Source organism: Erwinia mallotivora, assembly GCF_000590885.1.
GTDB classification, from domain to species: domain Bacteria; phylum Pseudomonadota; class Gammaproteobacteria; order Enterobacterales; family Enterobacteriaceae; genus Erwinia; species Erwinia mallotivora.
On record NZ_JFHN01000010.1, the window covers coordinates 20,352 to 41,210 of the forward strand.

The window sequence follows — 20,859 nt, forward strand, 5'->3', positions numbered from 1 at the left end:
CACCCCTTACTCTGTCGCCATTCTGATTAGCCGCCGTTGCCGTCCGGAGTCACCATGAGCGATGTGGAAAACCTGCATGCGATGATTATCTTCGCCAGAGTGGTTGAAACCCTGAGTTACACCGAAGCCGCAAAACGGCTGGGCCTGTCCAAATCGTCGGTCAGCAAGGAGATCTCCGCGCTGGAGGTGCGGCTTGGCACCCGGCTTTTACAGCGAACCACCCGCAAAATAGCCGTCACCGATGTCGGTATGACCTGGTATCACTACTGCGCACGCATACTTAGCGAAGTCAAAAGCGCCGATCTGTTTATCCGCCAGTACCATGAGGAACCCACCGGCAGCCTGCGTCTGGTGGCCCCGGTAACCTTTGGCTGTCAGTGTATTGTCCCGGTGCTGAACAGGTTTGTCGCCAGCAATCTGCACGTCAGCGTCGATCTTGACCTCACCGACCGCCCGGTGAATCTGGTGGATGACAATATCGATCTGGCCATCGTGGTGCGCCGTGAGCGACCCGAGCACAACCCCTGTCAGAAACTCATTGATATCAGCTGGGGGCTGTATGCTTCACCGGCGTATCTGCATCGTTTTCCGGCTATCAACACGCCCGACGATTTGCCGCGTCATGATTTCATTCTGTTTCGTGGCCCGGCCCACACCATTTCCCTGCCGTTTCGCAAAGAGAAGCAGAAGCGGGATATTGATGTACGCAGCCGTTTTCGCGCCAACAACAGCACCGCGCTGGTCAATTCCGCTATCGCCTGCACCGGCATTGCCTATCTGCCGGACTACAGCGCACAGGAAGCGGTGAAAGCCGGAAAACTGGTGCGCATTCTGCCGGAGTGGGAGATGGATCTGTATCAGTCGTGGATTTTAAGTAAGGGTGACGGCTTTATTTCGCCGCGCGTCAGGCTGTTTATCGAGGCATTGCAGGAGGCGTTACAGCAGCAGTAGTCAGGGGCGGAAAAAACGCTTCCGCCCCCTGTTGATCAGTAGTAGTTACCGTGACGGTAATCCCAGGTGGTGAAGGTGTCAGAAAGCATCGACATGATTTTATCCACGTCCAGACCTTTACGGATCAGCACCGGGCAGGGAGTGATATTACGCTCGCCTTTCTGCTCCGGCACCAGTTTGCCGCTCTCATCAACCATGGCTACCATCACGCCCTGCTCGTAGCGGGTCTTTTCAGACTCATTTGGCTGAATAGACTTCACATAGTCGTTGGCGGCGATGATCAGATCGGCCTGCGATTCAATGCGCTCACCGATGCCTTCAACCAGACCACGGTTGCCTTTACCTGATGGGTTAGCCGAGCTGGCGAAAGAGAATTTACCGTGGTTTTCCCACAGCTCTTTTGCCAGTTTTTCGCCCGGAATACCAAATTTAATAACGAAACAGCTGGTCTGACGGCGATCCATCATCAGATCTTTAGATCCATCGTCCGGGATGCGCGCCACGGCTTCCTCTTTCCACGGCAGGATGCAGCCCAGCAGCACATCTTTATCCCAGTGCTGCTGATACAGCGCTTCGATCTCAGGATTCAGCTGCGCCAGCTCTTTCAGCTGCGCCAGTGAGCCACACAGCACCACGCCGGGTTTATTGCGGTTACGCTGCTTGGCATCAAATTTACGCTCCAGACCTTTCGCATCAGAGGTCATGATGATGTAGCCCACCTTGGTAGGACACACAATCATGCCGCCATCGGCAGAAAGAATTTCAACCGCTTCTGGTTGTAAGCCGCCGTTCCACTGAATTGTCTTATTGCTCATAATCATACCTTGTCTTAAAAGGGTTAATTTTGCGGGCCAGGCGTGCTGATTTTTCCTGCATCAGAAGATGCGGTGCGACGCCTGCCACTGAAAACCGGTTGCATTCATCCTAACCTGTTACGCCTTTTAAGCAACAATAAAGCAACGGATAGCATTATTGTTTCCATCTGGAAACAAATGTTGCGAGGTCAGGCGGGGATCAGCCGTTCAGACTTCAGTTGGTCGAACAGGGCGAAAAACGCGTCTCGCGTAGACTGGTAGCCGGTAAAGCCCGCCTTGCGACTCTTGCTGATATCCGTGAAAACTTCCATTGGCCGACCCAGGTCAGCATCGGTATGCCACCAGGAAACCAGTTTATCGATATCCGCCTGCTGCAAACCATATTTTTCCGCTATCGACCGCCATTCAGCCGGTGCCGTCTGCATACGATCGGCCAGCGGCTGTACCTCAGCGGGAAACGCCGCGGCCTCAATGCCGAAGTAGTCAGCAATCTGGCTCCACATCCACTTCCAGCGGAACACGTCACCGTTAACCACGTTGTAGTCCTGGTTTTGCGCGGAAGGCGTGGTCGCTGCCCACTCCAGGTGCCGTGCCAGTAAACGCGCATCGGTCATATCGGTTACCCCCTCCCACTGCGCTCGGGAACCGGGAAAAATAAACGGCTGACCGCTCTCTTTACACAGGCTGGCATACACCGCCAGTGTCTGGCCCATATTCATCGCGTTACCCAGCGCAAAACCGATAATGGTATGCGGGCGGTGAACGCTCCAGCTGTAGCCATACTTTTTCGCACCAGCAAAAACTTCATCTTCCTGGGCGTAGTAGAAATTATCCACCGGCTGGCGGCCCTGTTCCTCGCGAAAAGGCGTCACCGGCACTGCCCCTTTGCCATACGCATCGAACGGCCCAAGGTAGTGCTTCAGGCCGGTGACCAGCGCCACATGCCCGCCTCGCAGGCTGTCACCCAGCGCGTCGATGACATTGCGCACCATCGCACCGTTAACGCGAATATTCTCCTGCTCATTCGCCTGACGCGACCAGGCGCTGAAAAAGACGCTGTCCACCGTCACCGTCTGCAAGGCCTGGCGGACGGAGTCGCCGTCGGTCAGATCGGCGGTCAACGCTTCACATCCGGCGGGCACCGGTGTGCGACCACGGGATAACCCCGCTACCTGCCAGCCATCGGCAATCAGTTGTTGTGCCAGTGCCGTGCCGATGACGCCACTGATCCCGACGATCAACGCGCGCTTTTGCATACTTTGTCTCCTTATTGAAGTGCAGAAACAAAGCTTAATAGAGAATTTAATTCTTATCTCAGGTATAAATTCAGATCATTAGAGAATATGAGTCATCAATTATGATCGGTCAGGATCGCCTGAAGGGGATCACTCCCTTTGTTGCCAGCGTGGAATCCGGCAGCTTTACCGCCGCCGCCAGTCAACTGCATCTCACCAGCTCAGCGATAAGCAAAAGCGTGGCGCGGCTGGAAGCCAGGCTGGGCTCCCGCCTGTTTGAACGCACCACCCGCAGCCTGACACTGACCGATGCCGGGCTGGCTTTTTACCAAACCTGCACCCGCGTGTTGAGCGAACTGGCAGAAGCAGAGTCCGTGCTGGCGTCACAACGGACCATTCCGGTTGGGCGACTGCGAATCTCGCTACCCAATACCTTTGGCCGGATGCACGTGATGCCACTGCTGACTGCATTTTGTCAGCAAAATCCGGAAATGCAGATCAACCTGTCGTTTTCCGATCGCTTTGTTGATCTGTTTGAAGATGGCGTGGACGTGGCGGTGCGTATTGGCGGGCCTGCTGAATATCCGCCATCGCTCGGCTACCGGTTTCTGGGCAATGAACGGCTCATCTTTTGCGCCGCCCCGGCCTGGCTGGAAAGCCACGGTGAACCTGCATCGTTGCAGGCATTAAGCCAGCACAGGGCAATTGTCTACGACAGAGTGGATGGCAGCACCAGTCCGTGGTATCTGCCTGCGCCAGATGGCCGTATCGCCACCCGCACCGTCGCGCACCGGATGGCGCTGGGTGATGGTGAGGCACAGGTGGCGGCGGTGGTCGCCGGGCTGGGCATTGCGCAGATGGCCACCTGGTTGATGGCAAAACAGCTGGCAGATGGTGAGCTGGTGCAAATCCTGCCAGAACTGACGGTAGATGGCCTGCCGCTCTCGGTCATCTGGCCGCGCAAAAAGCAGCTGACGCCCAAAGTACATGCGCTACTGGCCGCGCTGGATAACCTGCGTATCACCTGAACCCCGGCGGTTTTACTCCTGCTCCGGCGCAGGCAGGGCGTCCGGCAGTGTCGGCACCACCGGGCTGAACAGCCGGAGCCTGTTTTCCGCCAGCTGCGGGCGACCAAAGTAGTATCCCTGAAACAGGGTGCAGCCTTCGATTTTCAGCTGCTCATACTGCTGAATGTTTTCCACCCCTTCGGCAGTGATCTGGATATCCAGGCTGCGGCTCATCCCCGTAATCGCGCGAATGATAGCCAGCGCTTCCCGACTCTCATGCATGTCATTAATAAACGACTTGTCGATTTTAATTTTATCGAACGGAAACGAGCGCAGATAGCTGAGGGAAGAGTAGCCGGTGCCAAAATCATCCAGTGCGATGCGAATGCCCAGCGCCTTCAGCTGTTGCAGGACGCGAATATTATTCAGCGAGCTGTCCAGCAGTACCGATTCGGTGATCTCCAGTTCCAGCCGGTGCGCTGGCAGCCCCGATTCGGTCAATGCCTGTTCCACCACCGACACCAGCGAGCTGCTTTTAAACTGCAATGGCGACAGATTTACCGCCACGCTTTGCTGTTCAGGCCAACCCGAGGCTTCCCGGCAGGCTTCAAACAGGGCCCAGGCTCCCAGCGCGTGGATCAACCCGGTTTCTTCCGCCACGGGGATAAAATCTATCGGCATAATCATGCCTTTGACCGGGTGATGCCAGCGCATCAGCGCTTCATAGCTGACCACCTCGCGTCCGTGTGCATCGGTAATGGGTTGATAATAAAGTTTAAGATGGTTGCCGGTTATCGCTTTTCGCAGATCGGTTTCTATCATCCGCCGCCTGCTGGCCGCCTCGCCCATCGCCATAGAAAAGTACTCAAAACGGTTACGCCCGTTGCGTTTACTCTCATACAGAGCCATATCCGCGCAGCGTAACAGTTCATCCGACGTGGCGATGGCATCACTTCCAATGGCGATACCAATGCTCAACCCAATCGACAGCGTGTGCCCATCAATAGTGAACGCCGGGTTAGTGACATCAATCATCAGCTGCGCGACGGTTTCTGCCTCCGTTGAGTAGTTCAGTCCGGGCAATACCACCGAGAACTCATCACCGCCCTGACGTGACAGAGTATCTTTGTCGCTCACCGTGCTGGCTAAGCGGCGGGCAACGGCTCTCAACAGACCGTCCCCCACCTGATGGCCCAGCGCATCGTTAACGTTTTTAAAGTTATCCAGATCGAGGCAGAGCACCGCCGTCAGTTTACCGGCCGCACGGTCACGCCACAGGGCATCGTTCAGACGCTGACTGAACAGTGCGCGGTTAGGCAGGCCGGTAAGATTATCGTAATGAGCCATATGGTGAATACGCGCATCGGCGTTGCGCTGGTCGGTGACATCATCCGCTATCAGCAGGATATAGTTGCTGCGCACATCATTGCCTCGAATGATGGTGGCCGAGGCGCGGATAATCTTTTCCCCCCGGCCGGTAACCAGCAACTGCTCATTTTTATTGACGCCCACACTACGCTGTACTGTCGATGTCAGCTGCGCGAAATAGCGGCCCACCTCCGGCGAGGTGCAGTCGGCCAGTTTTCTGCCGTTACACTGGTCTTTGCAGATGCCGAGCAGCTGTTCTGCTTTGCTGTTCAGCAGCAGAATTTCGCGGGAGACCAGGTCCTCCACCACCACGCAGGAAGGAATATTGGCAATGATGGTGTCAAGGACGGTTGAGAGCGAGGCCAGCGACAGGCTGTTCTGTTCCGCCAGCTCTTTCGCCAGCAAAATTTGCTGTTCATATTCATGCGCTTCGGTGCAGTCGCGGGTAATCTTCGAGAAGCCGATTAGCTCGCCACTTTCATTATGCACCCCCTCAATCACCACATGTGCCCAGAAAGCACTGCCATCTTTGCGATAGCGCCAGCCGTGATCCTCAAAGCGGCCTTCGCTGCGCGCCAGCCCAAGATTAGTATCAGGCACACCGGCCTGGCGATCCTGAGCGCTGTAGAAGCAGGAGAAGTGTTTGCCGACGATTTCATCGGCCGTGTAGCCTTTGGCACGACGTGCTCCGGCATTCCAGTTGATGACAAAGCCGTTGGTGTCAATCATATAGATGGCATAGTCAACCACGCTTTGAACCAGAAAGCGGTACATCACATCGTTATGGTTAGTCATTCTTTTCCGCCTTAGGGGGCTTATCGCCACTCAGAAGAGGGTCACAACATGCAGCCCGGCCCGTAAGCAGCCTGCATAGCGAACACCCCCCTGCAAGGCTGAACCATTGAGGCCAGTTCCTGAGAGAGGTCGCTGAATCAGGAAAATTCACCTGAAAACGCTCAAAGGGTTATCGACCATCCGCAAATAAAATTCAGGATTAATTTTGGAAATGGGGGGCAGGCAGCACGATTTAATTCGCCATTTTCCCGACGGATTAAAGAATTATCCTGCACTATTCATCGTCGTTTTTTTTAATTGCATTTAAACCAGAATGAATGGCTGACTATTTTGCTTTGAGAAGATTTACTTTCTGATGCCTCATCAACCGCAGAAATTGTGCGGAAGATAATGCGGGAAATATAAGTGTTACAAAGATAAGAACCTGGACATTTGCCGATACAACCCTGGCAAGACCATTAACATTTTATCGCGTTATATAGCTGTGCTAATGGTGTGGAGTGCCTATGTTTAAATCTTTTTTCCCCCGACCTGCGCTGTTTTTCAGCAGTGCCGCCATCTGGTGCGCGATAGCGATTCTGGTCTGGTTTGAAGGCGGCAGGAACTGGCTGTCTCACTTTTCAGCTTTTGCCCATTCTGCCCCGCTGCCGGTTAACGCACTGCGTTTTATCGCGCCCTCTGAAATTGCTTTTTATCTCTATTACCTTGCGGCTTTTCTGCTGTTTGCCGGATTCTGGCGCATCTACAGTCCGCATCCGTGGCAACGCTGGTCGGTGGCTGGCTCTGCGCTGATTATCTTTGCCACCTGGTTTTCGGTTCAGGTGGGTGTGGCGATCAATGCCTGGTATGATCCGTTTTACAACTTAATCCAGCGGGCCATGACTCATCCCAACACTGTCAAAGTGGAAACGTTTTACAGCCAGCTGGCAGGGTTTCTCAGCATTGCGCTGATTGCGGTGGTGATTGATGTGCTGAATATGTTTTTTATCAGCCACTACGTCTTCCGCTGGCGTACGGCAATGAACAATTATTATATGGCGCACTGGTCCGAACTGCGCGGCATTGAAGGGGCTGCCCAGCGTGTGCAGGAAGACACCATGCGTTTCTCCTCCACGCTGGAAGATATGGGCGTCAGTTTTATCAATGCCATCATGACGCTGATCGCTTTTCTGCCCGTGCTGGTCGCCCTCTCGGTGCACGTCAAAACCGTGCCGCTGCTGGGCGACATTCCCTATGCGTTGGTGATTGCCGCCGTACTGTGGTCGCTACTGGGCACCGGGATGTTGGCGGTAATCGGCATCAGGCTGCCGGGCTTGTCATTTCGCAATCAACGGGTGGAAGCGGCTTATCGTAAAGAGCTGGTTTATGGCGAGGATGATCCGCAACGTGCCAGACCGCCCACGGTGCGCGATCTGTTCCACAACGTGCGTAAGAACTACTTTCGCCTGTACTTTCACTATCTGTACTTCAATATTGCCCGCATCCTCTATCTGCAACTGGATGCAGTCTTCAGCCTGTTTGTTCTCTTCCCGTCAATCATTACCGGTGCCATCACCCTGGGGCTGATGACCCAGATTACCAATGTGTTTGATCAGGTGCGTAGCTCCTTTCAGTACCTGATTAACTCCTGGACCACGCTGGTGGAATTGCTGTCAATCTACAAACGTCTGCGCAGCTTTGAGCAGCGGCTGAACGCCCTTCCTGGCCCGCATGATATGGCAGCATAACGCCTGCGAAAACCGCCGGGCGGCGTTATTCCGCCAGCCCGGCGAAGACCCGTTCGACGGCAAAAGCACCGGGATCTTTCACACCGTGCAGACTCTGCGCATTCAGAAAGGATGAGCGTCCGGCACGGGCAGATTCCATCTGTGCGGTGCTGTCAGCCCCTTTTCTGGCCGCGGCGGCCACGTCGCTGAGCGATGCTCCCCGTTCCAGCGCGGCGAACGCCGGGGCCAGCGCATCGATCATCGTACGATCCCCAGGCCTCGCCCCACCATAATGCTGCATACGCGCCAGTCCGTCGTTCAGCGCCTGCGCCAGCGATTTTCCCTCTGCCAGCTGTTGCCCTGCCGCCGTAAACATAATCGACATCAGCACACCTCCTGAGCCACCCATCACCACCGCCAGTTCGTCACCCACCCATTTCAGCAGGCTGTGCAGCTCGTTAAGCGGCAGCTGTCTGTCCCGCAGCGCCTGTAATACTTTTCCGGCACCGAGAGCAAAAGTGGAACCGGTATCCCCATCGCCGACTCTGGCATCCAGCTGGTTCAGTTCACTTTCCAGAGCCAGCAGCGTACGGCAAACAGTCTCAACAATGTGGGCGACGGCGTCATTCTCTGAAGGGGCCGCCTGATGACGTTGCGCCAGCTTTTCACCGTTGACCCGCGTCGGTTGCCTGACATTCACCACCGGATGCCAGCCACTGGTTTCTACCGGGGCGCAGAGCGCTTCGCTGAAATAGTCCGACAGCGCCAGGACGGAGAGGGAGAACCCTTTCATGTCCAGCGCGCTGACCAGCGTGACCGGCCCAATCAACTGCTGCACATGGTTGCCCAGCGGCGAACAGAGCACTTGCCTGGTCAGCGCCGCCATTTCCAGCATCGAGCATCCGCCAAGATTATTTACCAGCAGCGCCACTTTTTTATCCTGTGAATACGCCATCAGTTTTTCCGCCAGCAGGGCAACGATTTGCTGACTGTTCTGTGTGTTCAGCGTCGAGGCACCCGGCTCTCCATGAATGCCCATGCCTAACTCGCTGCATCCCGCTTCCACCCGCTCATCGCGTTTTTCCCCGGGCATATGGCAACCGGATAAAGCCACGCCAATACTGGAGAGGGCGTTGATGGCATCATTCGCCACGGCTACCACCTCTTGCAGATATTTTCCCTGCGCAGCGGCATAACCAGCGATTTTATGCACCAGTACCGTTCCGGCAATACCGCGCGGCTGGGGATTTTCCGGCAGCGAAATATCGTCACAGACCATCACCAGCTCAACCTGGTAGCCCAGCGCCCTGGCTTTTTCCGCCGCAAGGCCAAAATTAAGCCGGTCACCGGTGTAGTTTTTGACAATCAGCAGGCAGCCTTTCTCTCCGGTGACATTGATAATGGCGCTGAGTACCGCATCCACGCTGGGTGAGGCAAAAATATCGCCGCACACTGCCGCCGTCAGCATCCCTTTGCCGACAAAGCCAGAGTGAGCAGGCTCATGCCCTGAGCCGCCGCCGGAAATCAGCGCTACCGCATTTTTGTCCCAGTCATTGCGGACCACCACGCGGATGTCCGGCCCAACATCCAGCAGGCTGATATTGTGATAACGGCTGCTGAGCAGCGTTCCTTCGATGGCCTCGCTGACCAGTCGATTTTTCTGATTCATAAAAAACTGACTCATGATGTTTTCCCTCTGGCAACAGGATAAAAATATCTGCGTCAGTAACTGTAGTTTGCATTGTTACGATGAGCGAGGTGGGATATTCCGTTAAGGAAAATGCAGGAGTGCTTAATTATTATAAGCACAAATGAAAAAAGATTTAAAAATGCTACCCGGATAACATTATTTCCATTTCATTACGATTTTATCACCCTGAAAAACGGTTGATTTGCGCAATTCCCCGGTTAAAAGAACTCGTAATAAAAGAGCGTATGTTATGATAAATAAGGGTTTTTATTTAAAAAAAACGGAATTTATCTTATTTTACCTGTTATTTGTTATTAAGAATTGCGATTGCTATGAGATTTATTATAAAGTTCCTCCATGATTTCAAAAGCAAGAAACTGATAAAACATTTTACCCTCTGCATCAGGCTTTACTGATGTTGTTATGAAATGAGCCTCATTACGATAAAAAACATATCTTACTGCCAGTTATATCTGGAGTTTTTAATTACGCCAACACCAGGGCGTTAATCCGTGCAGGTCGTAAGACCTGCTTTTTTTTACCGACTTTCGCCTCGCAGAGGCCTGGTCAGGACGAACAAAATATCTACCTCAGTACATTGATCGCGCCCACCAGCCGGGTTGCCTGATGCGTCATCAACTCAGAAGCCTGCGCCCCTTCTTCCACCCGAGCCGCATTTTTGTGGGTAATATTGTCCAGCTCTTCCACCGCAAGGCTGACTTCACCCAGCGCCCTGCCCTGCTCGGCGGTAGCGGCACTGATTTGTGCAATCAGCGACGTCACGTTTTGCACCTCGCTGACAATATTTTCCATCGTTTTTCCCGCATCATTGACATGATCGCTGCCGGATTGAACTTTTGCGACGCTGTTTTCCACCAACGTTTTGATTTCACTGGCGGCTTTAGCACTGCGCTGGGCAAGACTACGAACTTCCCCTGCTACCACGGCAAAACCTTTCCCCTGTTCCCCGGCCCTGGCCGCCTCGACGGCAGCGTTGAGCGCCAGAATATTGGTCTGAAAGGCAATGCCGTCGATGACGCTGGTAATACTGGCAATTTTCTTCGAGCTGTCAGCAATCTCTGCCATCATGCTGACCATGTCATGCATCACCTTCCCCCCCTGCATGGCCGCATCGCGGGTATTGTTTGACAGGCTGTTAACCTGCTCTGCCATCTCCGTATTGCTTTTGACCGTTGCGGTCATTTCATTCATCGTCGCAGCGGTCTGCTGCACATTAGCGGCAGCCTGTTCGGTGCGGCGGCTGAGTTCACTGTTGCCCTGAGTAATGGCATCACTGGCGCTCAGTACACCGACGGCCTGTTCACTGACATCATCCACCAGCCAGCGGAACATCAGGCCCAACTGGGCAATCGCACGCAGGGTGGTGCCGACTTCATCCACTCTGTCCATCTGATCAACCGTATGCCTCTCTCCCGTCGCCACCCGCAGCGCCTGCTGACACATCTGCTCAATCGGACGCGAAATCTGCTGCTCAAGCAGAACCGACGTCAGCAGCAGCAACACCGCCAGCACGGCAGCCATTATCCCGACAGCCTGGAGATGCAAGCCCAGCGCCCAGGCAGCGGCAACGCTCAGCGGCAGCAGTGCCAACAGGGGAGAACGGATACGCCAGCGCAGCGGCATGGTTTTGCCAATCGAAGCCCAGCGCAGCAAACCGGTGCGCACCAGTACACCTTTCTGAAAGCGCCAGCCTTTGCGCCTGCCTTCACTGAAACCACGATAAAGCGCCTCCGACTGTTGGATTTCCTGCGGCGAAGGCCGGGTGCGCACCGACATATACCCCTGAATCTTACCCTTGCGTACCAGCGGGACAGCATTTGCCCGTACCCAGTAGTGATCGCCATTCTTACGTCGGTTTTTCACCAGTGCCGTCCAGGGTTCTCCCTGTTGCAGGGTCGCCCACATATCCTTAAAAGCCTCGGGCGGCATATCCGGGTGACGCACAACATTGTGAGGCTGTCCGGTCAGCTCATCTTCGCTGAAACCACTGACGGCAATAAAGGTATCGTTGGCCCAGGTGATGTGGCTTTCAGCATCGGTGGTCGACATCAGGGTGGCGTGCTCGTCAAACACATATTCCTGTTGTGTTACGGGAGAGTTCGTGCGCATTACATGAGTCCTTGCTGCGGTTTTCAGAATTGAATGGCGGGATAATGATTTACGTTGTTACTGTTTTCGACGCAAACATCGCATTCTTTAACATTACCTCGCGATAATGTAAGCAAGGTCACAAAGTTCGCCAGACCGGCGGCAGATAACTTCACGGGGATCGAACGCAGGGTAATGACCATGAAAAAATCAAGTCATTATTCTACAGAGAAATTTCAGGATGGTTGGGGGATATTTTGGCGGGATAGCCAACCCCGGATATCACCAGGGTCGGCGTTCAGCTCTGAATCAGTATTATGGCGGTCAGGAAGCGCCAGGCAGATGTTTCAGTTTCGCTTCGTAAGCCTGCGCCTGCTCGCTGTCAAACTGGTTTTCCCACTTGGCGATAACCAGTACCGCCAGCGCATTTCCCACTACGTTAAGAGCGGTACGCGCCATATCCATGATACGGTCAACCCCGGCGATAAAGGCCAGGCCTTGCAGTGGGATCCCCACGCTGCCCAGCGTCGCCAGCAGCACGACAAACGAAACGCCAGGCACACCGGCAATCCCTTTCGACGTCACCATCAGGGTCAGCACCAGCACAATTTCCTGGCCGATGGAGAGGTCAATACCATACAGCTGGGCGATAAAGATCGCCGCGATGCTCTGATACAGCGTGGAGCCATCGAGGTTAAATGAGTAGCCGGTCGGTACGACAAAGCTGGTGATCGACCTGGGCGCACCATAGGCTTCCATCTTCTCCATAATGCGTGGCAGCACGGTTTCCGAACTGGAAGTGGAATAAGAGAGGATCAGCTCATCCTTCAGAATACGCATCAGCGTGGTAATGCGCAGTTTGCAGATTCGCGCAACGGCACCCAGCACCACAAAGGCAAAGAACAAAATCGCGGCGTACACCAGGATAACCAGCTTCGCCAGCGGCCAGAGCGAGGCAAAACCAAAGTTAGCAATGGTCACCGCAATCAGCGCAAACACGCCTACCGGTGCGTAACGCATAATCATATGCGTCACTTTAAACATGGTTTCGGAAGTGGAACGGAACACATTCAGCAACGGCTCACGCTGCTCAGACGGCAGTGAAGAGAGGCCCAGACCGAACAGCACCGAGAAGAAAATGATTGGCAGCATGTCGCCTTTGGCGATCGCCGCGAAAATGTTCTGCGGTATCAGTGACAAAATGGTGGCGACGAGGCTGTGTGCGCCACTTTCGACCTGTGCCGTGGTGGCCTCGTATTTAGAGATGTCCACCGTTGCCAGCGTTGACATATCAATGCCATTACCCGGTTGAAACACATTCGCCAGGGTAATACCAATAACAATGGCAATGGTGGTAATCACTTCAAAATAGATGATAGTTTTCAGGCCGATACGTCCCAACTTCTTTGCGTCACCGACCCCGGCTATACCGACAATTAACGTGGAAATAACGATAGGCACCACGATCATTTTGATCAGGTGGATAAAAATATCCCCGGCCGGGCTAAGGATGTTAGTGATTAACCATTCACGTTCAGACGGTTGGTTATGCAGTATTGCGCCGACGATAATCCCCAGTACCAGTGCCGTCAATATTTGCCAGGCAAGGCTCAATCTTACAGCTTTCATAATAATGTTTTCCTTTACAAAACCCGTTCTCCGCATGAGGCATGCAGAGTGAATTACTCTCAGGGAGGATGAGCCGAAATCGGCCAATTCGCGGATAATGGATGGTTAATTACTGATTTTCAGGCCCAAGATATCTACCATTTTAGCGGGTATAAATGCAACCCTGTGTGATATACGGCTGCCAGGATATCGACTGGCAGGATAAAACTCCGGATTGATCGTCGCCCACTAAATCATTGTTATAATTGGCAATATTTTAGTCTTTTTTCGCATAGCTATGCAATATATCTGTCACTTTCAGAACCACAACCCGGTTCAACTGATTAACTTTTAACCAGCAAAATCTCTCAGATAGTCTAGCGGTGGCAACAACAGGGCAACATTTTGCCTGTTAAGCATCATTTCAGCCCCATGCCCGATGACGACGACGTGATCTGTGGCGCAAAAAGCAAACAAAGCCCACCGACTCGCTTCATTTAACTTTCAGCTGACATATCATTAACAACTTCAAGGAGATCAGCCATGAGCCAACAACACCGTCATCCCGTTCCCGCCACGGTTGCGGAAAACACCCTGATTAATGCCCAACAGTACTCATCGATGTATCAACAGTCGGTGCAGGACCCCGATGCATTCTGGGGTGAACAGGGCAAAATCCTTGACTGGATTAAACCCTATACCACGGTGAAAAATACCTCCTTTGCACCAGGCAACATTAATATCCGCTGGTTTGAAGATGGTACGCTGAATCTGGCCGCCAACTGCCTTGATCGCCACCTGCAACATCGCGGCGATCATACGGCGCTGATTTGGGAAGGTGACGATGCCAGCGAAAGTAAAACACTAACGTTCCGTGAGCTGCATCGCGACGTGTGCCGCTTTGCTAACTCACTGAAATCGTTGGGTGTGAATAAAGGCGACGTGGTGGCGATTTATATGCCGATGGTGCCGGAGGCCGCCGTCGCCATGCTGGCCTGTGCGCGTATCGGTGCCGTGCATTCGGTTATCTTCGGCGGCTTTTCACCCGAGGCCGTCGCCGGGCGAATTATCGATTCCAGTGCAAAACTGGTTGTCACCGCTGATGAGGGGGTGCGGGCAGGTCGTAGCATCCCGTTAAAGAAAAATGTCGATGACGCGCTGGCCAATCCCGAGGTAAAAAGCGTCACTCAGGTGGTGGTCTTTCGCCGCACCGGCAGGGAAACAGGCTGGCAAAGCGGCCGCGATATCTGGTGGCATGAGCTGATGAACAGCGCCAGCGCTCATCACCAGCCAGAGGAGATGAACGCGGAAGATCCGCTGTTTATTCTCTATACCTCGGGTTCCACCGGGAAACCCAAAGGGGTGCTGCACACCACCGGCGGCTATCTGGTTTATGCGGCCACCACCTTCAAATATGTTTTTGATTATCATCCCAACGATATTTACTGGTGCACCGCCGATGTCGGCTGGATAACCGGTCACAGCTATCTGCTGTATGGGCCGCTGGCCTGTGGGGCCACCACGCTGATGTTTGAAGGTGTACCTAACTGGCCGACGCCTGCCCGGATGGCACAGGTGGTGGACAAACATCAGGTTACCCTGCTTTACACCGCGCCCACCGCGATCCGCGCCCTGATGGCCGAGGGCGATAAAGCGATTGCCGGGACGGACCGATCCAGCCTGCGCATTATGGGCTCCGTCGGTGAACCCATTAACCCGGAAGCCTGGGAGTGGTACTACAACAAAATTGGCAACGGCCGCTGCCCGATTGTTGATACCTGGTGGCAGACTGAAACCGGGGGTTTCATGATAACGCCGCTACCGGGTGCCACAGAGCTGAAAGCCGGTTCTGCCACCCGCCCCTTCTTTGGCGTCCAGCCCGCGCTGGTGGATAACGAAGGCAATGCGCAGGAGGGGGCCGCCGAGGGCAACCTGGTGATCGTTGACTCCTGGCCGGGTCAGGCGCGCACGCTGTTTGGCGATCATGATCGTTTCGAACAGACCTATTTTTCCACCTTCAGCAATATGTATTTCAGTGGCGACGGGGCGCGCCGGGACGAAGATGGCTATTACTGGATCACCGGTCGCGTTGACGATGTGCTGAATGTTTCCGGTCACCGTCTGGGGACCGCTGAAATCGAATCGGCGCTGGTTTCGCACCCGAAAATTGCGGAGGCCGCCGTGGTAGGTATCCCGCATAACATCAAAGGCCAGGCTATTTACGCCTATATCACCCTCAACAGCGGTGAGGAACCCTCGCCGGAGCTGTACAGCGAAGTCCGGAGCTGGGTGCGTAAAGAGATCGGGGCCATTGCCACCCCGGACGTGTTGCACTGGACCGACTCTTTACCGAAAACCCGTTCAGGAAAAATCATGCGCCGTATTTTGCGCAAAATTGCCAGCGGCGATACCAGTAATCTGGGGGATACCTCTACCCTGGCCGATCCGGGCGTGGTGGAAAAACTTCTCGAAGAAAAACAGGCGATTAACATGCCCTGAATAAGGGGACAGCCTCACCGGCAAGCCAGGCAGACGGCATTCCGCTGCCTGGCTTTTTTCAAAAACAGGCGCAAAACCAGCGGACGCTGGCCGCCAGAAATCACGCCAAATCCGGCAGGTTCTGCCAGTGTGCATCCTTCGTCGTATTCATCCGTTCAGCCAACAGGGTGCCCACCGTCAGAACACTGAGTTGCAGATAACACAGCCCGTAAAACCCTTACCTCTGGAGGCTCTGTGATGAATAGTCTTATTTATCAACGGCTGGAAAAGAGTGCCCGCTTTAAAGAACTGGTCAGGAAACGCCAGAACTTTGCCACCCTGCTCTCCGTCATCATGCTCATTCTGTACGTCGGCTTTATTCTGTTAATCGCCTTTGCGCCCGACTGGCTGGGAACTCCGCTGAGCGCCGGAAGTCACGTTACGCGCGGCATCCCCATCGGTGTCGGGCTGATTGTGGTCTCGTTTTTGCTGACCGGTATTTACGTCTGGCGGGCCAACGGGGAATTTGATCGGCTGACCAGAAAGCTGCTTGATGAGGTGAAAGGATGAAACGACACGCTCTTGTCGGCGCGCTCACCGTTCTGTTGCCGGGCTCCGCCCTGGCAGCCGATGCTATCAGCGGTGCGGTTCAGCAGCAGCCCATTAATCGGGAAGCCATCGTGATGTTTGTCATCTTTGTGGCGGCCACGCTGGGGATCACTTTCTGGGCGGCAAAACGTACCCGGTCGCGTAGCGATTATTACACCGCAGGCGGCAATATAACCGGCTTTCAGAATGGCCTGGCGATGGCAGGCGACTTTATGTCTGCCGCCTCATTTCTGGGTATTTCAGCGCTGGTCTATACCTCCGGTTTCGACGGGCTGATTTATTCACTGGGCTTTCTGGTGGGGTGGCCGATCATTCTGTTCCTGATTGCCGAGCGCCTGCGTAACCTTGGCCGCTACACCTTTGCAGATGTGGCCTCTTACCGTCTGAAACAGATGCCGATCCGCACGCTTTCCGCCTGTGGTTCTCTGGTGGTGGTGGCGCTGTATCTTATTGCGCAGATGGTGGGCGCGGGCAAACTTATCCAGCTGCTGTTCGGGCTGGATTATCAGGTCGCCGTGGTGCTGGTGGGTATTCTGATGGTGCTCTACGTACTGTTTGGCGGCATGTTAGCCACTACCTGGGTACAGATTATTAAGGCGGTGCTGCTGCTGTTCGGGGCCAGTTTTATGGCAATTATGGTGATGAAAAGCGTCGGCTTCAGCTTCGATAACCTGTTTGCTCAGGCGGCGATGGTGCATCCGAAAGGCATTGCCATTATGCGTCCGGGTGGCCTGGTGCACGATCCCATTTCGGCGCTGTCACTGGGGCTGGGGCTGATGTTCGGCACCGCCGGTCTGCCGCATATTCTGATGCGTTTCTTTACGGTCAGCGATGCGCGGGAAGCGCGCAAAAGCGTATTCTACGCCACCGGTTTTATGGGCTATTTCTACTTTCTTACCTTTATTATTGGCTTTGGCGCCATTCTGCTGGTCGGTGCCAATCCGGCATTTAAGGATGCTTCCGGCGCGCTGATTGGCGGCAACAATATGGCCGCCGTTCATCTGGCGGATGCCACCGGAGGCAGTCTGTTTCTCGGCTTTATTTCCGCAGTGGCCTTCGCCACCATTCTGGCAGTGGTTGCCGGTCTGACTCTGGCGGGCGCATCGGCGGTTTCGCACGATATCTACGCCAGCGTCATGCGTAAAGGCCAGGCGACAGAACTGGAGGAGCTGCGGGTTTCTAAAATCACCGTGGTAATGCTGGGCTTTGTCGCAATCGCCCTGGGGATTCTGTTTGAGAAGCAGAATATTGCTTTTATGGTCGGACTGGCGTTTTCCATTGCCGCCAGCTGTAACTTCCCGATTATTCTGCTGTCGATGTACTGGTCGAAGCTGACCACGCGCGGCGCGATGGCTGGTGGCTGGCTGGGGCTGCTGACGGCGGTGGTACTGATGATCCTTGGGCCAACCGTCTGGGTTCAGGTGCTGGGCAACGCCCGAGCCGTTTTTCCTTATGAATACCCGGCGCTGTTTTCCATGATTACCGCCTTTGTCGCCACCTGGTTGTTCTCCATTACCGACCACTCCGCGCAGGGCGCAGAGGAGCGTCAACGCTTTCAGGCGCAGTTTGTTCGGTCACAGACCGGCGTGGGCATCGATCGCGGTAAAACGCATTAAGAAAAGAAAGGTGAAGGCAGTAAAGGGGCGGAATCATTCTCCGCCCTTTGCATCAGAAATGCAGCGAGGCACCGACATAAGGACCATCGGCAATGACGTTATCTTTCCGACCGTCTTTACCATTCAGCGCCATATACTGGTAACCGACATGCACATCAACCAGTGAGATCGGCTGGAAACTGACGCCAGCAGACGCTTCCTGATAATTATCAATATGGCTGGAAAACGCATCCGGCGAATAGTAGTACTGGCCGTAAATGTTAAACATTTTGCTCACCGGCACGCTGACGCCCAGCCCGGCGGCAACAGCATAGCCATCTTTGCTGTTGCGCGGATTAGTGGAGATAGCCTTCACGCCCGGTGTCAGGAACACATCTCCCAGCGCCACGTTATAGCCCAGTCCGACGCTGCCCATGCTGCCATCATGGTCACTGCGCAACCAGTTACCGGTCAGCGCAAAACCAGGGGAGGTGGTGCCAAGCCCGGCGTGCAGATTGGTGTATTCACGGCCCACATCCACGCCACCTTCAATTGCCTGCGCCGATCCCGCCAGTGCCAGTAGCGCCAGAGCGCCTGCGGTAGTTGCCACTGCTTTCATCTTATTCTCCTGAAAAATTAACTCACGCCGCTTGCCGACGGCCTCGCCGAGAGTAAACCATCATCAGTTGGAATAACATGAGAGTCGGGCTGATTTACTTAACATTAAAATTCAGTGGGTAACAGAATATGTCTCAGACGGTTGCCCACATCAGATGGCCAATCGCCGGGGCCAGCACCACCGTGACAATCCCGGAAAGCATCATCACCAGGCTGGCAACCACCCCTTCCTGCTGGCCGATTTCGTAAGCTCTGGCGGTCCCGGCACCGTGAGACGCCGCGCCAAATCCGGCCCCTTTTGCCATGCCCTGCTTTACCGCCAGGCGCAGAAACAGCACGTCCCCCACCGCCATACCAAAAACCCCGGTAATCACCATAAACAGCGCGACAAGATCGGGCTGGCCGCCCAGCTGCTTCGCCGCCGCCAGCGCAAAGGGTGTGGTAATTGAGCGCACCGCCAGGCTGCGCTGAACCGCTTCCGGCAAGGTTAACAATCTTGCCAGCCATACCGAGCTGCACACCGCAACCAGCGTGGCGGTGATCACCCCGGCGGTGAGCGACAACCAGTGACGACGAATTACCGGCAGGTTTTCGTAAACCGGCACGGCAAACGCCAGCGTCGCCGGGCCCAGCAGCCACATCAGCCAGTGACTTTCACCGATATAGTTCTGCCAGGAGATGTGCGTCACCAACAGCAACGCCACCAGCACCATCGGCGTCATCACCAGCGGCATCAGTAGCAGTCGGTGCCAGCGGCGATACAGCCGTTTATTGAAAAAGTAAATCAGCAGCGTGACGATCGGACAGAGCGTGGTGATAATCAGATCATTCATGATGGTGACCTGATTTACGCTCTGCCAGCCATATTTCAAAACGGTAAACGCGGTCCACCACCAATGCCGTCGCGCTTAATACCAACAGTGTACTGATGCCAATAACCAGCAGAATACGCCAGCCATCAACCCGCAGCAGATGTGAATAATTCACCACGGCCACCACTGCCGGAATAAAGAACAACAGCATTTCGGCCAACAGCCAGCGCGATCCGGCTTTCACCCAGTTCAGCGGCATGACCCGCAAGACTATCAGCGCCAGTAACAACAGCATCCCCACGATATTGGCGGGTAATGGCAGATGCAGCCAGTCCACCAGCTGCTGCGCCATGATGAACAAAGCGATATATAAAACCACCTGAAGCGCAACCTGAATACGTTGCCACCATCCCGTAGCGGGTATTGCCAGCGCCATAATGCCTTTCCTCTGATAATGCATCCGCAAAGTATAAAGCGGTAACAGAGGGTGAAAAAAATGACTTAATATTATTTCAACTATGCATAAAAGGAATGTTTATGGACGTCCGCGCGTTGCGTTATTTTGTCGAAATGGTACGCCAGCAAAGCTTTACCCGCGCCGCAGAACAGCTGTATGTCACCCAACCGACCATCAGTAAGATGCTGCGACAGCTGGAGGATGAACTGGGCTGCACGCTGCTGATCCGTGAAGGACGCAAACTGCATCTCACCGATACCGGGCAGGCAGTGTATCAGCGTGGCATGACCATCCTGCAAGAGTTCAAACAGCTGGAAGCTGAGATCAGTGATATTAACGATCTGAAGACCGGCGAGCTGAGACTGGGCATTCCGCCAATGGTCGGGATGCAAATTGCCGGATCGATTTCCGCTTTCCGTCAGCGCTATCCGGGGGTGGAGCTGAAGATTTCAGAATTTGGCGGACTGACGGTGCAGCAGGCAGTGCTGTCCGGCAGCCTCGATATTGCCCTCACTGCGTTGCCGGTTGCTGACGATTTACCGCTCAACGCCCTGGCATTAATGAGCCATCCCCTGTGTGTGCTGGTGCCACGCACCACCGAATGGCTGCGCCTTAGCCATATTCCGTTGGTGGAACTGGCCGGGCACCCCATTTTGATCTACAACGAGGAATTTTCACTTAACCGCCAGTTGATGCGCGCTTTCCAGGCCAGCGGCTTTACACCGCAAATTGCAGTACGCAGCGGGCAGTGGGATTTCCTCGCGGCGATGGTCCAGGCGGGAATGGGCGTGGCGATCCTGCCAGAACCTATCTGCCAGCGGCTGGATACCAGCCAGTTGTTGTGGTTACCGCTGGAGTCCGATTTGCAGTGGAAACTGGGCCTGATCTGGCGCGAGGGGAGCTATCTGTCGAAAAGTGCCCAGGCATGGATCAGTTGCTGCCGTGAATTCTGGCCCGGTGATACCCCTGCGCTGTCGGTGTAAAACGTGGCAGAAACAGGGGCAGC

At 54.6% G+C, this 20,859-nt stretch carries 15 protein-coding genes and 1 pseudogene; 7 read left to right on the forward strand and 9 right to left on the reverse strand.

Annotation, left to right across the window (positions count from 1 at the left end):
* The first annotated feature begins 54 nt into the window (after positions 1–54).
* Positions 55–951, forward strand: coding sequence for a LysR family transcriptional regulator (locus BG55_RS00195; RefSeq protein ID WP_034932844.1), 897 nt, complete (start codon positions 55–57; stop codon positions 949–951).
* 35 nt (positions 952–986) lie between these two features.
* Here the strand turns inward: BG55_RS00195 and BG55_RS00200 are convergent, their stop codons facing one another.
* Positions 987–1,766 (reverse strand): L-threonylcarbamoyladenylate synthase, encoded by a 780-nt coding sequence (locus BG55_RS00200; protein WP_034932848.1) that lies wholly within the window; start codon positions 1,764–1,766, stop codon positions 987–989.
* A gap of 188 nt (positions 1,767–1,954) precedes the next feature.
* Complete coding sequence (locus BG55_RS00205) at positions 1,955–3,022, reverse strand: SDR family oxidoreductase (RefSeq protein ID WP_034932851.1); 1,068 nt, start codon at positions 3,020–3,022, stop codon at positions 1,955–1,957.
* A gap of 101 nt (positions 3,023–3,123) precedes the next feature.
* Here BG55_RS00205 and BG55_RS00210 point away from each other — a divergent pair, with 101 nt between their 5' ends.
* Positions 3,124–4,029: a LysR family transcriptional regulator gene (locus BG55_RS00210; RefSeq protein ID WP_420889597.1), complete on the forward strand. Its 906-nt coding sequence runs from the start codon at positions 3,124–3,126 to the stop codon at positions 4,027–4,029.
* A gap of 12 nt (positions 4,030–4,041) precedes the next feature.
* Here the strand turns inward: BG55_RS00210 and BG55_RS00215 are convergent.
* A pseudogene (locus BG55_RS00215) lies at positions 4,042–6,156 on the reverse strand (putative bifunctional diguanylate cyclase/phosphodiesterase); the annotation flags it as partial.
* A gap of 521 nt (positions 6,157–6,677) precedes the next feature.
* On the opposite strand from BG55_RS00215, the gene sbmA reads away from it, so the two are divergent.
* A complete protein-coding gene (sbmA, locus tag BG55_RS00220; RefSeq protein ID WP_034932856.1) occupies positions 6,678–7,898 on the forward strand; it encodes a peptide antibiotic transporter SbmA in 1,221 nt (406 codons plus the stop codon).
* Between the two features lie 25 nt (positions 7,899–7,923).
* On the opposite strand, the gene BG55_RS00225 is transcribed toward sbmA, so the two are convergent.
* The 3 genes from BG55_RS00225 to gltP form a co-directional block, all read right to left on the reverse strand.
* Positions 7,924–9,561: a dihydroxyacetone kinase subunit DhaK gene (locus BG55_RS00225; protein ID WP_034932858.1), complete on the reverse strand. Its 1,638-nt coding sequence runs from the start codon at positions 9,559–9,561 to the stop codon at positions 7,924–7,926.
* 591 nt (positions 9,562–10,152) lie between these two features.
* Entirely contained in the window at positions 10,153–11,697 is a 1,545-nt protein-coding gene (locus tag BG55_RS00230; protein WP_034932861.1) for a methyl-accepting chemotaxis protein, read from the reverse strand.
* A gap of 303 nt (positions 11,698–12,000) precedes the next feature.
* Positions 12,001–13,305 carry a glutamate/aspartate:proton symporter GltP gene (gene gltP, locus BG55_RS00235; RefSeq protein ID WP_034932863.1) on the reverse strand — a complete coding sequence of 435 codons (1,305 nt, stop codon included), beginning with the start codon at positions 13,303–13,305 and terminating at the stop codon, positions 12,001–12,003.
* A 522-nt stretch (positions 13,306–13,827) separates the two neighbouring features.
* On the opposite strand from gltP, the gene acs reads away from it, so the two are divergent.
* The 3 genes from acs (at position 13,828) to BG55_RS00250 (ending at position 17,987) form a co-directional block, all read left to right on the forward strand.
* On the forward strand, positions 13,828–15,783 hold the full coding sequence (gene acs / locus BG55_RS00240; RefSeq protein ID WP_034932866.1) for an acetate--CoA ligase: 1,956 nt from the start codon (positions 13,828–13,830) through the stop codon (positions 15,781–15,783).
* A gap of 237 nt (positions 15,784–16,020) precedes the next feature.
* A complete protein-coding gene (locus BG55_RS00245; RefSeq protein WP_034932868.1) occupies positions 16,021–16,332 on the forward strand; it encodes a DUF485 domain-containing protein in 312 nt (103 codons plus the stop codon).
* Complete coding sequence (locus tag BG55_RS00250) at positions 16,329–17,987, forward strand: cation acetate symporter (protein WP_034932870.1); 1,659 nt, start codon at positions 16,329–16,331, stop codon at positions 17,985–17,987. The genes BG55_RS00245 and BG55_RS00250 overlap by 4 nt, the downstream gene beginning before the upstream one ends.
* 52 nt (positions 17,988–18,039) lie before the next feature.
* Here the strand turns inward: BG55_RS00250 and BG55_RS00255 are convergent, their stop codons facing one another.
* The 3 genes from BG55_RS00255 to BG55_RS00265 form a co-directional block, all read right to left on the reverse strand.
* Positions 18,040–18,585, reverse strand: a complete 546-nt coding sequence (locus tag BG55_RS00255; protein ID WP_034932871.1) for a YfaZ family outer membrane protein — start codon at positions 18,583–18,585, stop codon at positions 18,040–18,042.
* A gap of 133 nt (positions 18,586–18,718) precedes the next feature.
* Positions 18,719–19,417 (reverse strand): LrgB family protein, encoded by a 699-nt coding sequence (locus BG55_RS00260; protein WP_034932873.1) that lies wholly within the window; start codon positions 19,415–19,417, stop codon positions 18,719–18,721.
* Positions 19,410–19,832 (reverse strand): CidA/LrgA family protein, encoded by a 423-nt coding sequence (locus tag BG55_RS00265; RefSeq protein ID WP_034932875.1) that lies wholly within the window; start codon positions 19,830–19,832, stop codon positions 19,410–19,412. Before BG55_RS00265 ends, BG55_RS00260 begins: the two co-directional genes overlap by 8 nt.
* Before the next feature lie 101 nt (positions 19,833–19,933).
* Here BG55_RS00265 and BG55_RS00270 point away from each other — a divergent pair, with 101 nt between their 5' ends.
* Positions 19,934–20,836, forward strand: coding sequence for a LysR family transcriptional regulator (locus tag BG55_RS00270; protein ID WP_034932878.1), 903 nt, complete (start codon positions 19,934–19,936; stop codon positions 20,834–20,836).
* The last annotated feature ends 23 nt before the right edge of the window (positions 20,837–20,859 follow it).